At 39.5% G+C, this 15,327-nt stretch carries 14 protein-coding genes; 12 read left to right on the top strand and 2 right to left on the bottom strand.

Features of this window, described 5'->3' with window-relative positions; all coding sequences use genetic code 11:
- From B3E92_RS11980 to B3E92_RS11930, 11 genes are all read left to right on the top strand, one after another.
- Window positions 1-1,236 carry a quinol:cytochrome C oxidoreductase gene (locus B3E92_RS11980; protein WP_145327840.1) on the top strand — a complete coding sequence of 412 codons (1,236 nt, stop codon included), beginning with the start codon at window positions 1-3 and terminating at the stop codon, window positions 1,234-1,236.
- Window positions 1,237-1,279: 43 nt separating this feature from the next.
- Entirely contained in the window at window positions 1,280-2,617 is a 1,338-nt protein-coding gene (locus B3E92_RS11975) for a cytochrome c oxidase subunit II (RefSeq protein WP_075991042.1), read from the top strand.
- Window positions 2,618-2,645: 28 nt separating this feature from the next.
- Window positions 2,646-4,517, top strand: coding sequence for a cytochrome c oxidase subunit I (locus tag B3E92_RS11970; protein ID WP_172462307.1), 1,872 nt, complete (start codon window positions 2,646-2,648; stop codon window positions 4,515-4,517).
- Between the two features lie 77 nt (window positions 4,518-4,594).
- Window positions 4,595-5,638, top strand: a complete 1,044-nt coding sequence (locus B3E92_RS11965; RefSeq protein ID WP_070563550.1) for a COX15/CtaA family protein — start codon at window positions 4,595-4,597, stop codon at window positions 5,636-5,638.
- A 73-nt stretch (window positions 5,639-5,711) separates the two neighbouring features.
- On the top strand, window positions 5,712-6,617 hold the full coding sequence (gene cyoE / locus B3E92_RS11960; RefSeq protein WP_070563553.1) for a heme o synthase: 906 nt from the start codon (window positions 5,712-5,714) through the stop codon (window positions 6,615-6,617).
- The gene (locus B3E92_RS11955) at window positions 6,617-7,198 is read left to right on the top strand and encodes a cytochrome c oxidase subunit 3 (RefSeq protein WP_088160233.1); all 582 of its coding nucleotides are present in this window, start codon (window positions 6,617-6,619) and stop codon (window positions 7,196-7,198) included. The genes cyoE and B3E92_RS11955 overlap by 1 nt, the downstream gene beginning before the upstream one ends.
- 9 nt (window positions 7,199-7,207) lie before the next feature.
- Complete coding sequence (locus B3E92_RS11950; RefSeq protein ID WP_046674128.1) at window positions 7,208-7,942, top strand: cytochrome c oxidase subunit 3; 735 nt, start codon at window positions 7,208-7,210, stop codon at window positions 7,940-7,942.
- A 26-nt stretch (window positions 7,943-7,968) separates the two neighbouring features.
- Window positions 7,969-8,346, top strand: a complete 378-nt coding sequence (locus B3E92_RS11945; protein WP_088160234.1) for a cytochrome C oxidase subunit IV family protein — start codon at window positions 7,969-7,971, stop codon at window positions 8,344-8,346.
- Window positions 8,347-8,355: 9 nt separating this feature from the next.
- On the top strand, window positions 8,356-9,084 hold the full coding sequence (locus B3E92_RS11940) for an SCO family protein (RefSeq protein WP_088160235.1): 729 nt from the start codon (window positions 8,356-8,358) through the stop codon (window positions 9,082-9,084).
- A 7-nt stretch (window positions 9,085-9,091) separates the two neighbouring features.
- On the top strand, window positions 9,092-9,637 hold the full coding sequence (locus B3E92_RS11935) for a DUF420 domain-containing protein (protein ID WP_088160236.1): 546 nt from the start codon (window positions 9,092-9,094) through the stop codon (window positions 9,635-9,637).
- A gap of 194 nt (window positions 9,638-9,831) precedes the next feature.
- A complete protein-coding gene (locus B3E92_RS11930; RefSeq protein ID WP_088160237.1) occupies window positions 9,832-10,287 on the top strand; it encodes an ABC transporter ATPase in 456 nt (151 codons plus the stop codon).
- Between the two features lie 114 nt (window positions 10,288-10,401).
- Here the strand turns inward: B3E92_RS11930 and mtgA are convergent, their stop codons facing one another.
- Complete coding sequence (gene mtgA, locus B3E92_RS11925) at window positions 10,402-11,166, bottom strand: monofunctional biosynthetic peptidoglycan transglycosylase (RefSeq protein ID WP_070560704.1); 765 nt, start codon at window positions 11,164-11,166, stop codon at window positions 10,402-10,404.
- A gap of 137 nt (window positions 11,167-11,303) precedes the next feature.
- Between mtgA and mutS the strand changes: the two genes are divergently transcribed.
- Window positions 11,304-13,910 carry a DNA mismatch repair protein MutS gene (gene mutS / locus B3E92_RS11920; protein ID WP_286735782.1) on the top strand — a complete coding sequence of 869 codons (2,607 nt, stop codon included), beginning with the start codon at window positions 11,304-11,306 and terminating at the stop codon, window positions 13,908-13,910.
- Between the two features lie 200 nt (window positions 13,911-14,110).
- Here mutS and B3E92_RS11915 read toward each other — a convergent pair whose 3' ends face one another.
- Window positions 14,111-15,268, bottom strand: coding sequence for a hypothetical protein (locus B3E92_RS11915; RefSeq protein WP_286735783.1), 1,158 nt, complete (start codon window positions 15,266-15,268; stop codon window positions 14,111-14,113).
- Between the last annotated feature and the right edge of the window lie 59 nt (window positions 15,269-15,327).

Here is a 15,327-nt window from a genome sequence, read left to right as displayed (position 1 = left end):
ATGGGAACTCACAGTCATCATCACGATTATAATTTCAACGAGCGATACGAGTTTGCTGGCAAGGCTAAATTGTACAGTATTATCGCTGTTGTACTAGGCGTAGCTGCTGTAGCTTTCGGGTTGCTTTCGGGCGATCACGTTACTGTAGAGCGTACTTATGCCAACTTGTTATTGATGGGTTATTACTTTACATGTGTATGCGCAGCTGGAACATTCTTTGTTGCCTTGCAATATGTAACACAATCTGCATGGTCTGCAGGTTTGGTACGTATACCTCAGGCTATGGCGAGTGTTTTACCAATTGCATCATTAGTTTTATTAGTTATTGTAGGTTTAGGTTTAACCACACATAACTTATATCACCACTGGAATGCAGATGGTATCACTGATCCGCATAGTACAAATTTTGACCCTATTATCGCAGGTAAATCTGCTTATTTAAATGTTCCATTCTTCTTGATCCGTCAGGTCGTGTTTATGGGTACATATAGCATTTTTGCCGTTATTTTTGCGAAACTTTCTTATAAAGAAGATTTAGAAGGTGGATTGACTTCTTATAAAAAGTCATTCAAATTGTCGGCAATCTTCTTAGTTATCTTCGGTTTTACTACACCTATCTGGTCTTTCGATACAGTAATGTCTTTAGAGGCACACTGGTTTTCGACAATGTTCGGTTGGTATAACTTTGCAGCAATGTGGGTAAGTGGTATTTCATGTATCACGATCATCGTTGTTGTATTGAAGAAAGCTGGTTATATGAACTGGGTAAACGAAAATCATTTACACGATTTGGGTAAATTGATGTTCGGTTTCTCTATCTTCTGGACTTATGTTTGGTTTGCACAATTCATGTTGATTTGGTATTCAAACATCCCAGAGGAAACAGTTTATTTCTACAAACGTTGGGAACCTGAATACAAACCTTGGTTTTGGTTGAGTATTATCATTAACTTTGTGGCACCATTGTTACTATTAGTGGATCGCGATGCGAAACGGAAACAAAACGTGATGTTGTTCGTAGCGATTCTATTATTGGCTGGTCACTGGCTAGATTATTATATCATGATCATGCCTGGTACTGTTGCTGAACATAGAGGATTTGGTATCATTGAAATCGGAACTGCACTTGGTTTCTTAGGTTTGTTCATCTTCTTAGTGATGAGTAAATTGAGTAAACAAGCATTGGTGCCTAAAAATCATCCTTTCTTGGATGAGAGTTTGCATCATCAGATATAGTTTCACTTTTAAAGGAAGGTTACGTAAAAACGTTATAAAAGAAATGAGCTTTAAATTAAATAATAGATTCAAATCCATCTCGGGTTTTGTGCTTGCACTAGGATTGCTTTTTGCGACTCCTATCCTAGCAAGTCAACAAGATACAGTAGCATCTGATTCTGCTAAAGCGGCGACTACAGCAGTGGCTGCCCCTGCAGCAACGGATTCGGTTGCAAAAGATACAACAGCGGCAGCAGGTACTGCTGCTGTTGCATCTGCTAGTTCTTCTACAGAAGCTAGTGCTGCTGCTCCTGCTGTTGAAGAAGTGAAGCAAATAGACCCTCAGGTTTATAAAAACTTCACATATTATGTCTTGTTATTCTTGGTTATATGTACAGTTGTTGCCGTTATCGGTAAAGTACTTTCGATCTATGAATTGACAAGAAAGATGAACGGTAAATACAATCCGTTTGCGAATAACACGTTTCAATCGGCATTGTTATTCATTTTCTTGGTTGTATTCCTTTACGGTGTATATTGGTCATATGTACACTGGGGAGCCGCTTATTGGAGATCTGCAGTAACTGAGCACGGTGAGCGTATTGATACAATGTTTATCATTACGACTGCAATTACAACATTTGTATTGGTTATCACACACATCTTGTTGATGACTTTTACATTTTTGTATCGCATGCGTGCAAAACGTCAGGCTTATTATTATCCTCATAACAATGCAATTGAGAAATTGTGGACAATTGTTCCCGCTGTTGTTTTGACAGTTTTGGTATTGTTCGGTTTCTTTACATGGAGATCAATCACAAATATTCCTGAGGATCTACAAAAGTCAGCATTACAAGTTGAGGTATTAGGCGAGCAATTCCAATGGAATGTCCGTTATGCTGGTTCAGATGGGATTATTGGTAAACGTAATTATAAAATGACGACACCAACCAACCCGTACGGTATTGACTTTAATGATAAAAATTCTTGGGATGATATTCAAGGATCTGAAATTTGGTTGCCTGTAAATAAACCAGTTCGTTTCCATATCGTTTCAAAAGATATTATTCACTCTTTCTATATTCCTGATTTCCGTGTTCAGATCAATGCGGTACCGGGAATGACCAATTACTTCCAGTTCACACCTACTGTTACAACAGAAGAGATGCGTGATCGTTTGGGTGATTATAACTATGATTTCGTGATGTTGTGTAACAAGATCTGTGGATCTGGTCACTACAACATGCAAAAGAAAGTGGTTGTCGTAACTGAAGAGAAATATAAAGAGTGGTTAGCTAAACAAAACAAATATTTTACTGAGGATTTGCAAAAAGAGTTCAGCGGTAAAACAGCTAACGTGAAAAAGGATAGCGTACAAGTTACAGCATCTTTGAACTAATTAAGAATTTTTGAATATAAAATCGAATATGTCAAGTACAGTAATATCGCATAGCGCTGAACATCACGATTCGCACGGCCATCATCACGAGGAGTCGTTCATCAGAAAGTATATCTTCTCGGGTGACCACAAGATGATTGCTAAGCAATTCTTGATCACTGGTATCATCATGGCAGTTTTTGCGATGCTTTTATCAGTATTATTCCGTATCCAATTAGCATGGCCGGATAAAGAGTTCCCTATATTAGAAGTATTCTTGGGTAAATGGGCTGAAGGCGGTCGTATAAAACCGGAGTTTTTCCTTTCCTTGGTAACCATTCACGGTACCGTTATGGTATTCTTCGTGTTAACGGCTGGTCTATCAGGTACTTTTAGTAACTTATTGATTCCATATCAAATCGGAGCACGCGATATGGCATCTCCTTTTATGAACATGTTATCTTACTGGTTGTTCTTTGTAGCATCAGTGATTATGGTTGCATCGTTCTTCGTAGAAAGTGGACCTGCTTCTGCTGGTTGGACAATCTATCCCCCACTATCGGCTGTTCCTACTGCAATCGCAGGATCTGCAACTGGTATGACTTTGTGGTTGGTGAGTATGGTTCTATTTGTAGCTTCACAGTTGATCGGTGGTATTAACTATGTAAGTACAATTTTGAACATGCGTACAAAAGGAATGGACTTATGGAAAATGCCTTTGACAATCTGGGCGTTCTTCTTAACTGCTATCGTGGGTATGTTGTCATTCCCAGTATTGGTTTCGGCGGTTGTTCTTCTGATTTTTGACCGTGCTGCTGGTACGTCATTCTATTTGTCGGATCTTGTTGTTCAAGGACAAATTTTACCGAACGAAGGTGGTTCACCAATTTTGTTCCAACACTTGTTCTGGTTCTTAGGTCACCCTGAGGTATATATCGTTGTTATGCCTGCTTTAGGTTTAACTTCTGAGGTTATTGCGACCAACTCACGTAAACCAATCTTTGGTTACCATGCAATGGTTTATTCATTGATCGGTATCACCGTATTATCGTTTATCGTATGGGGTCACCACATGTTTGTAACAGGTATGAACCCGTTCTTGGGTGGTGTATTTATGATTACAACATTGATTATCGCGGTTCCTTCTGCTGTAAAAGCGTTTAACTATCTTGCAACGTTGTGGAAAGGTAATATCCGTTTCACTCCAGCGATGATGTTTGCTATCGGTTTGGTATCGTTCTTTATCTCTGGTGGTTTGACAGGATTGTTCCTAGGTAATGCAGCGTTAGATATCAACTTACACGATACGTATTTTGTTGTTGCCCACTTCCACTTGGTAATGGGATCGGCGTCAATCTTCGGTATGCTTTGTGGTGTTTACCACTGGTATCCTAAGATGTTCGGTCGTATGATGAACACAAAATTGGGTTATTTACACTTCTGGTTGACTTTCATTGGTGCTTACATGGTATTCTTCCCAATGCACTTTATGGGTATCGATGGTGTGCCTCGCCGTTACTATGCATTTACAGAGTTTGCTTTCATGGCGAAATGGGTTTCTGTCAACAAATTGGTAACATGGGCTGCAATCATCGCTGCTTTAGGTCAGGTAGCTTTCTTGTGGAACTTCTTTACATCGATTTTCTTCGGTAAAAAAGCCCCACAAAACCCTTGGCAGTCAAACACATTGGAATGGACTACTCCAGTAGAGCATATCCATGGTAACTGGCCAGGAGAAATTCCAACTGTACACCGTTGGCCTTACGATTACAGTAAGCCAGGTCATGGTGAGGATTTTATTCCTCAAAGTGTTCCTTTCTCTGAAACAATGAGCTCTAATTTGCCTCATGATTTCGAAGGAGACGAGGAAGCTGAGCGTATCCAGGCAGAATGGAATGCTCAAAATGGTAGAAAAGACTAATAAAATCTTATAAAATAGAGTAGGAATTCCTACTCTATTTTATGGAAGTTTGTATTTTAAGAGGTAGGGGTAGTATTATGTTTCCAGCAGCTGAGAAGCGATTTATAAAGACCAATTTTATAACGATCATTGTGTTGTTTTTGGTCATTATTGCTGGAGGAGTTGTTCGGAGTACAGGGTCAGGAATGGGATGCCCAGATTGGCCAAGATGTTTTAACCGTATTATTCCTCCAACAGATATCTCCCAATTACCTCAAGGATATGAACAGCATTATATTGAAGGAAGAGCAAAGAAGAACGAACGTTTCGCGAAAATTGTAGAATTTTTCGGCGATAAGGAAATGGCTTACAAGCTCCGTACCGATAAGAGTATTTTGCAGCATGAAGAGTTTAATGTTGCGAAAACTTGGACGGAATATATCAATCGGTTGGTAGGCGTTGTTTCCGGATTCTGTTTGTTATTTACAGCTATTTATTCTTTCACCTATTTAAAATCAAAAAGCTCGATCGTTGTTTGGTCAGTGATTAATCTTTTTGTTGTCGTACTTCAGGCTTGGCTGGGATCGATCGTTGTATCGACAAATCTGATGCCCTGGATTATTACGGTACATATGCTCTTAGCCATTGTAATTGTTTGTATTAGTATTTATACATATTTCAAAGCAGTTACTTTGCGAAACAAGACCTTACTGGTCAATCGTTCTTTGGGTATATTAAAAGGGCTTGCTATTGCTTCAATTTTATTGATGCTAACACAGGTAATTGTCGGAACGGGAGTTCGAGAGGAGGTTGATTTATTAACCGGTTCAACGATAGCCCGGACTGATTTTATAACAACTATTGGCCAACAGTTTGAGTTACATCGCTGGTTGGCATATTGTTCTTTGATTTTAGTTATTGTATTATTCTTTTTGGTCCGCACGAGTTTTAATACGGGTTCTAAGCAATATAAATTTGCTTTAATCGCATTGATTCTAGTGGGTATCCAAATGCTATCAGGAATTATCTTAGCTCGATTTGCAATACCTGCATTTGCACAGACAACGCATTTGGTGGTAGCTACGCTCTTATTTGGGGCACAGTTCTACCTGTTGTTATTGTTAAACAAGCAAAGGCACTAATCTTGGAATTCGGGATGTTTATGTTTAAAAGTACGTGTTTAATTACACTGATAGTAGGAGGTCTCTTTTAGTTATGAAAGAATTTATTTCAGATTTCAAAAAGCTTGTTAAGTTGAGACTTACATTGACGGTCGTATTTTCCGCGTCAATTGCTTTTCTGATAGGATCAAAACAACAGGGTGATATATTCTGGTTCAATTGGTTATTGTTGACTATAGGTGGTTTTCTGGTGACAGGTTCTGCCAACGGTTTTAATGAGATCATTGAAAAGGATTTGGATAAACTGATGAAACGTACGGAGGACAGACCGTTGCCATCAGGCCGCATGACAACAGGACAGGCTTTGGTATTGAGTGTCTTTATGGGCATCTTAGGAACCTTGGTGCTTGTTCGTTTAAATTTTGTCGCTGGTCTGCTGTCGGTTTTCTGTATCCTTCTTTACGCCTTTATCTATACACCATTAAAAAGAAAATCACCAATAGCAGTGTTTGTCGGCGCGTTTCCGGGTGCATTTCCGCCATTAATTGGATATTATGCAGCCTTTTCGCAAGACGATTTAGCCTACTATAGTGGACATAACGAAGCGGCAATTATTATTATTCCCTTTGTGTTGTTTGCTATTCAGTTTTTATGGCAGTTTCCGCATTTCTGGGCAATTGCCTGGGTTGTGGATGATGACTATAAATTAGCGGGCTTTCGCTTATTGCCGACGACAAAACGTGATAAGATATCTGCGTTTATGGTATTCATTTCAGGTTTGTTTATGATACCTGCAGGTTTTATACCTTATCATTTTGGCTTTGGTGGAATTTGGTTTACGATTGTATCCGTGGTCGGTGGAATAATGTTTGGTTATTACGGTTATTTGCTGTTTAAGAATTGTGATATTCCTTCAGCGAAGAAAGTGATGTTTACCTCATTTATTTATTTACCTGTGACACAACTCGTATTATTGCTTAACTTTATTCCGTTGAAATAATGTTAGATATACAAGCACAAACTGACGAGAAGTTAGTACAGAGAAAAGCCCAAAAGTTCAACCTATGGTTGGGTATGTTGGGTATGTTCATGATGTTTGCGGCGTTATCCAGTGGTTTCATTGTATATACAGCGAGCGGCGTGGACAAAGGGATTAAGACCCTATTGCCAAATGCACTTTTATATAGTACCTTGGTGATTGCGGTTAGTAGTCTAACGATGTTTTTAGCACATAAAGCGGCTAAAAATGGCGAGTCTTCCAAACAACGGTTGTTTTTGATAGCAACTTTTATTTTGGGAGCTGTATTTTTTGCCTTGCAAGTTCATGCTTGGAATGTATTGATCGATAGGGGTGTTTATTTTGTGAATAACAATGCATCGCAATCTTTTATTTACGTTTTTATCTGGATGCACTTGGCGCATATTATTGCGGGGTTGATCGTTTTGATTGGCGCGATTATAGGAATTAACAAACTTCCTAAAGACGGCAATCTTTTCCGCATGGATCTTGCCAGTATTTTTTGGCATTTTCTCGATCTTTTATGGATTTATATATATGTTTTCTTACTTTTGAATCAATAATAGTAAACAATGAGTACAACAGTATCGCAATTGGATAAGGTAAAAACTGGTCCATGGAATGGTGGGAAATCACCTTGGAACTTAGAGTATGGAAAAATCATGATGTGGTTTTTCTTGGTAGGGGATGCCTTCACATTTTCTGCATTTTTGGTTTATTACGGCGCACAACGCTTTTCTCATCCAACATGGCCTGATCCTGATAAGATCTTCCAATCTATCCCAGGAATTGCAGAGCATGGTCAACCGTTGGTATTTGTCGGTTTAATGACCTTTATTTTGATTATGTCATCTGTAACTATGGTTTTGGCCGTGGAAGCTGGTCACCGTAACCAAAAGAATGAAGTTGTTAAATGGATGCTTTGGACTATTTTGGGAGGTATCTGTTTCGTAGGTTGTCAGGCTATCGAGTGGACTCATTTACACCACATGGGTTTCTGGTTTGGTAAAAATCCAGCAACAGGTTTAGAAGGTGATGCCATCAAAACAGCATTAATGCCATATTTCACACATGACATTTCTTATACTTCGGCCTTGCAATTTGCTAACTTGTTCTTTACAATTACTGGTTTTCACGGTTTCCACGTTACTGTGGGTATTATTTTGAATATCATCATTCTATGTATGACATTAAATAATACATTCGAAAACCGTGGTTCTTATCTTATGATCGAGAAAGTAGGTTTATATTGGCACTTTGTGGATTTAGTGTGGGTATTCGTATTTACGTTCTTCTACTTAATCTAATTCCGAAATAATAAATTTAGATAGCTATGTCACAATATCAAGATAATATCGCTCATGGCGAGCACGCTCACGAAGGTGGGATGGATAAGAAGGCCATCTGGAGAGTATTTGGTGTACTTTTAGCCCTTACTTGTCTAGAGTTTTTAATTGCATTGGGCTTCGTGCACCATTGGCAAATTTTAGCTAAAGGTGCGTTAGTAAATACTATTTATATCGTGCTTACTTTAGTTAAAGCTTATTATATCGTTGCATTCTTTATGCACTTGAAATTCGAGAAGTCGAGTTTCATTGTTACCGTTGCAATTGTGTTTATTTTTATTATTTATTTTATTGTTTTGATGCTTGTTGAAGGAGGGTATTTAGCATCTGCTTTTCAAGAACATCAATTGTTTCCAAATAAATAGATAAAGTGAATGGATAATAATACTGGACAAAAGAAAGGTATTAAAACTATATTGATCCTGGCAGTAATTCTTTTATTGCCAGGATTTTTATATTTTGTACTAAATAAAAGCGGTTCTAATAGCTACGCCTCTTTGCCAATTTTTGGAAAGAAAGAGGTTCCGGGAACTACCCATCGTAAATGGGGACGTGATATTCCCGATACCATCTACCATACTGTACCCCCGGTTGATTTTGTGAATTTCGATGGCAAGAAAGTGCATCTATTGGATAATGATACAACACTTTCTGTCGTCCATCTGATGTACTCTAGAGATGCTTCATTATCGCGGACGATGATTAAGCGTTTGGATCAAATCGCCAATCGATTTATTCAGAATAAGAAGGTCCGCTTGTATTCAATTACGGTTGATACGGCATACGATACACCAGAAGTGTTAGCTAAATACGCAAAAGTTTACAAACCATGGACCAAATCTTGGTTTTTTGTGACAGATCCTTCTGTTGATATCTTTAAATTTGCCCAGGAAAGTTTATTACAAGATGCACTTGTCAATAAGGAGGGCAGCAAACCATTTATTATTGGGTCTAATTATCTTTTACTTGATACAAAAGGACGGATAAGAGGTATTTATGACATTAATGTCAAAACGGATGTTGACCGCCTTGAGGATGAAATCAAATTATTATTGGTCGAGGAAGTCCGAAACCATCCAGCTACAATAGAACAAAAGAGGTAATTATATCATGGAAGAGAGTCTTAACAAGGAAAAAAAGTATAGTAAATGGATTTGGTTGCTATCGATTGTGATACCGATAGTGGTTGCTATCCTTTTTACGGTGAATTTACAAAAGCTGGGTTATGATGTAAAACCGCTAACATTTTTGCCTCCTATCTACGCGGCTATCAATGGGATTACGGCTGTATTGCTTTTTTGGGCTGTGGCTGCGATAAAAAAGGGTAATAAGCCCCTGCACGAGCGTTTGATCAAAATGTGTATTGCTTGCTCTTTAGCTTTTCTGGCGATGTATGTCGCTTATCACATGACTTCAATCGAAACGAAATATGGCGGCGAGGGAATTTTAAGACCGATCTATTTCTTTATCCTGATCACGCATATTTTGCTTTCCATTATCATCATCCCCTTTGTACTCTTTACATTTGTTAGAGGCATATCGGGTTCTTATGAGCGTCATAAAAAGCTTGCCCGTATTACTTATCCCATGTGGCTTTATGTAGCTGTTACCGGCGTGATCGTTTATTTGATGATCTCTCCGTATTATATTGGTTAGTGGTAAGAGTTGAGGGTCAAGGTATTGTGATGAAATACAATGGCACGCCGGATTCGAGTTGTTTAATCTGGTTTAATATTTAAATGAAATCGGATGCGATGGAGACTATATTCCATGTATCCGGGAGTATAAACAGTATCGGATTAATCAGTTGATTCATATCGGCTAGATGGATCTGTAAAAATCATTCGCATATGAAGCGTATCTGGATTTATCAGGCAGATCGCCTGTTAACGGCGACAGAGGGACAGGAGATTGTTACTGACCTGAAAGCGTTTGCCGAACAATGGAAAGTGCATGGAAAACCACTTTCTGCATCCGCAGAATTGCGGGATAATCTTTTTATCATCCTTAAGGTGGACGAGGAAGTGGCGGCTGCATCAGGTTGTTCTATTGATAGTTCGGTTCGATTTTTAAAAGGAGTTGAATCGAAGTATGGTATTCAACTATTTGATCGAATGCAATTTGCATATAAAGGGGATCAGGGAATAGGCGTGGTTAACCATGACGGATTTGAGAAGTTATTGGCAGACGGTACCATCAACGATAATACCTTAGTATTTGATAATACCATTACCCATGAGCATCAAATGGAAGACGCTTGGGTAATACCCTTCCATCAAAGCTGGCATAAACGACTTTTTAGATAGGTTGTAAAACCATTTTATATAAGAAAGGCCATAGTTACATATGGCCTTTCTTTTTGATCTATAGATCTGTATTGCTTCTCTTCTGATCGATCCGCCGAACAGCGATGGTTTCGCTTATTCAGGAATAGTATAATGATGCATATATTTTGCTATCGCATTTGCACGTCTATTGACATAAGCAGAAGGGTTACGCGCATCCCATTCTCTTGGGTTTGGCAATATGGCTATAATCAATGCGGCCTGTTTTTTGGAAAGATTGCTGCCTGTTTTGCTAAAATAATACGAAGCTGCCGCATCCGCACCATAAACTCCCTGTCCCATTTCAATCACATTAAGATAAACTTCGAGGATGCGTTTCTTGCTCCAGAATGTTTCGATAAGAATGGTAAAGTAGGTCTCGAAGCCTTTTCTTAACCAGGAGCGCCCTGGCCATAAAAAGACATTTTTGGCTACCTGCTGACTGATTGTACTTCCGCCGCGTAATTTCTTTCCCTGTGCATTTTTTTTAATGGCATTCTGAATTCCTTGCATGTCGAATCCCCAGTGTGTCATAAAGTGAGCGTCTTCTCCGGCAATGGCCGCTAACTTTAGGTTGTCCGAAAGTTCATCGTAATCCAGCCAGTTTTTTTCCAGTTTAAATCCCTTGCCCTGTTCTTTTAGCTCAAACCCACGTTGAATCATCAACCAAGTGATGGGAGGATTAATAAACCGCAGGCTAATGACCCAAAAGAGTGAAATGCCAATAAAATAGAGTACTACCCGTGTCACAATGCGCAGGATAGGAGATTTTATGGACTTCAATGGGTTGAAGGATTTTTTTTTGAAGGTATTTTGTTGTTTGCTGGACGTATTTTGTTTACCAGATCTTTTGATGGCCATGACTAATTTTTTTCGGATACAAACTTAGCTTATATTCTTGTTTAATGGAAATGATTTTGTCGAGAAGTTGAGTGTATCGTTTGCCAAAGCGACGATATTATCCTATTTTTACGCTTCATAAAAATTGATTTTAAAAGTTGGCAAAAGAAAAGAAAGTGACCCCATTGATGCAACAGTACAATGCGATCAAGATTAAGTATCCTGGAGCGTTGTTGTTGTTCCGTGTTGGCGATTTTTACGAGACATTTGGTGAGGATGCGATCAAAGCTGCCCAGATTTTGGGCATCGTTTTGACAAAGCGTGGCAATGGCTCGGAATCGGAAACTGCATTGGCTGGTTTTCCCCATCATTCATTGGAAACCTATCTTCCGAAACTGGTGCGTGCTGGCCAACGGGTGGCGATCTGTGATCAGCTGGAGGATCCGAAGACGACAAAAACAATTGTTAAGCGCGGTGTGACCGAGCTAGTGACACCTGGAGTCTCCTACAGTGACAATATTGTTCAACAGAAATCGAATAATTATTTAGCATCAATTTTTATCGAAAAGGAGCGGATCGGTATTTCTTTCTTAGATATTTCAACAGGTGAATTTCTGGTTGCTCAAGGTAGTGTGGCCTATATAGATAAATTGCTTCAAGGTTTTAAACCGAGAGAAATTATTCTTTCAAAAAAACAGAGCAAGGAGTTTACAGAGCAGTTTGGATCACAATATTACACCTATTTTCTTGACGAGTGGCCTTATACGGGTGATTATGCCACTGAAACGCTATTGAAGCATTTTGAAGTCTCCTCGATGAAAGGATTTGGTGTGGACCGCATGACTGCAGGAGTTGTTGCTGCTGGTGTAGCATTGCATTACCTCAATGAAACCGAGCATCGTAATCTGCAACACATTTCTACGCTTTCCCGTATTGAAGAGGACCGTTTTATGTGGCTGGATCGTTTTACGATTCGCAATTTGGAATTAATCGGATCGTTGAATGAAAATGCGGTAACGCTATCCGATGTATTGGATCATACATCCAGTCCAATGGGAGCGCGTCTGCTCAAGCGCTGGATCGTGATGCCGCTCAAAGACAAAAAGAGTATTCAGGAGCGATTGAATGTGGTCGATTTCTTTTTCACTAACCGTGATTTGCGGGATGAGCTGATTGGTCAGATCAAGCAGGTGGGAGATCTGGAACGTTTAATTTCCAAGATCGGACTGCAAAAAGCGAATCCGCGGGAAATTGTGCAATTGAAGCGCGCATTATATGCTATTGAGAAATTGAAGGAACTTACGGATCGTAAAGATGCTGATGCTCTTCGGACAATCTCAGATCAGTTAGATGCTTGTGCTGTTATACGTGAAAAAATCGAGCAACAGGTTCAGGCGGAGCCTCCTGCCGCAATCAATAAGGGGAGTGTAATCGCGGAAGGGGTGGACCCTGAATTGGATCGATTGCGCAAGATCGCTTTTGGTGGCAAGGATTATCTGCTTGAGATCCAAAAAAGGGAAGCGGAACTCACAGGGATTCCTTCTTTAAAAATAGCGTTCAATAATGTTTTCGGTTATTATCTGGAGGTCACAAATACGCACAAAGATAAGGTTCCGACGACGTGGATCCGTAAACAGACACTGGTGAATGCTGAACGTTACATTACGGAGGAACTTAAAGAATATGAAGAACAGATTCTCGGTGCTGAGGAGAAGATACAAGCGCTTGAGAATAGATTATATGCTGAGCTATTGGTTGCCATTGCTGAATACATCAAACCTATTCAACTCAACGCCCAGCTCATAGCCAAGTTGGATGTACTGCTTAACTTTGCTGTTGTAGCGGAGAAAAACTATTATGTAAAACCCGAAGTCAGCGAGAGCAAGATTTTGGATATTAAAGGTGGAAGACACCCTGTCATTGAAAGAAACCTGCCGATAGGTGAGGATTATATTACCAATGATACTTTTTTAGATCCGAAAACACAGCAGATTATTATTATTACGGGCCCTAACATGGCGGGTAAATCTGCATTGCTCCGTCAGACTGGATTGATCGTGTTAATGGCGCAAATTGGTTGTTTTGTGCCAGCAAAAGAGGCTAAGATTGGCCTGGTTGACAAAATTTTCACCCGTGTAGGTGCTTCGGACAATCTTTCTTCGGGTGAATCTACGTTTATGGTGGAGATGAATGAAACCGCGAGCATCATGAATAATCTATCGGACCGCAGTCTTATTCTTTTGGATGAAATCGGTCGTGGTACAAGTACTTATGACGGTATTTCTATTGCCTGGGCTATTGCCGAGTTTTTACATAATCATCCTGCTGCTAAGGCAAAAACCTTGTTTGCCACGCATTACCATGAATTAAACGAGCTGACTACTTCGTTGGATCGTATAAAAAACTATAATGTAACGGTGAAGGAGGTTAATAACAAAGTTATTTTCTTGCGTAAACTTGTTCCAGGAGGCTCAGAGCATAGTTTCGGAATCCATGTGGCAAAGCTCGCTGGAATGCCGCAAAAGTTGCTTAATCGGGCCAATCAAATTTTGAAAAGGCTGGAGCAGGAGCGCACAGGTGGTGAGCAGATTAAAGATAGCATGCGCAAAATCCAGAAACAGGCCTACCAATTGCAGATGTTTTCTATTGATGATCCTGTCTTGAATAAGATCAGGGATATGCTGAATAACCTGGATGTTAATTCGCTTACTCCGGTTGAAGCATTAATGAAATTGGATGAGATACAACGCCTTTTGAAGAATTAAATCTTCCTTTTGGCTTGGGAAATTGATCTCAAGCGGAATTTTTTTCGATTTATATACGCCAGATGATGTTTTGTAAGATAGACATCATCTGGCGTATTTTTTTCTGAAAGTGTCTGGTCTTATTGGCCAGAAAGAACCTTCAGCTCGCTTTCATTGCTGTTGGTGTCTGCGAAGTCATCAGGTTTTTGAGGGCTATTTGCCTAAAACCTGAAGAATAGCTCCAAGCTTCCATAATTTGCCTGTATCGGGATCAATACCTTGCTGCTTGCATCATAAGGCGTGTAATGATAGCCGAGTTCGAAACCAATGTACTTTTGGTTTTTCATGCGAAATAGGGATGCGAGACCAAGTCCTAAGTGCACATTATTGATGGTTACCATACGATCGGTGTATCCGCCATCATAATAATAACCATCCGGATCATAATAACCGGAGGAATAAGCACTTTCTGTGATGCCGGTATCTGTAATATCTATGCCAAGGATACCTTTTGGAATCAGTATAAATTTGTCGTTGTCAAAAACTTTGTAACCTACAGCACCGCCCATAAATGCGGTCGCTGAAGAATTGACCGAAACATTGGAGCCCTCGTAATTGTAATCAATATTGCGGTCGTTTGAGTTGATGCGCACCTTGAAGCCACCTTCGAAAATAAATTTTCTTTCCAGCGAGCTCATCAGCATAAATCCAAAGTTTATGTTGGTTCCGAAAATTTTGTTGGCTCCGCCAAGTGGGGTGACTACGCCGATTGAAGGAACATAGCCCAGTTTGGCTTTCTGTCTATCTCTGTACACTTTGGGGACTGGAAACCGCTGTTGATTATCTTGTTCGTTAGCTTGTTGGTCTTGTACGGCATTGGCAACTTCAGTATCTGAAAAAAGCTCTAAAATAGTTTTTTCCTGATCGGTTAACGTATAACTATCGGAAGCAAGCAGGGCTTTGGCTCTTACTTTTATCAGGCCGTCCAGGGGATGCCTTAATGGCACGAAATTGTATTTTTCCTTATGCTGTTCGTATTGTGTTGAAAAATCGTCCTGGTCTGCCGCATCCAGTCTTTGTAGAAAATTTTTATCGAATTGATTGTCTATATAATTTTTGATCTCTGTTGTGGTATTCTTTTTTTCAATGATGTATATAAGAATACGTAAACGCTGTACAAACTCGTTGGTACCACAGCTAGCTTGTATACTATTGAGTAAAGGATCAATTTTGTCAAAGTCATTGTTGTTCAATGTTTTTGTCAATAAGGGAAGTATTTCAGTTGTATGCCGGTCACAATTCTCTTGTGCATGCAATAGTTTTGTAGGAAGCACACCGATGATGATCAATATCATAAAAGCAAGCTGACGGATATTCATGGCTTATATAGATTTGTTGCTGACTAAATTAGCAAATAAATTGCAGGATACACTGGTTT

Source organism: Sphingobacterium sp. UBA6317, from assembly GCF_002440385.1.
In the GTDB taxonomy this organism is placed as follows: domain Bacteria; phylum Bacteroidota; class Bacteroidia; order Sphingobacteriales; family Sphingobacteriaceae; genus Sphingobacterium; species Sphingobacterium multivorum.
Note: the sequence above shows the minus strand (reverse complement) of the source record. Positions and strands in the feature narration are given on the sequence as shown.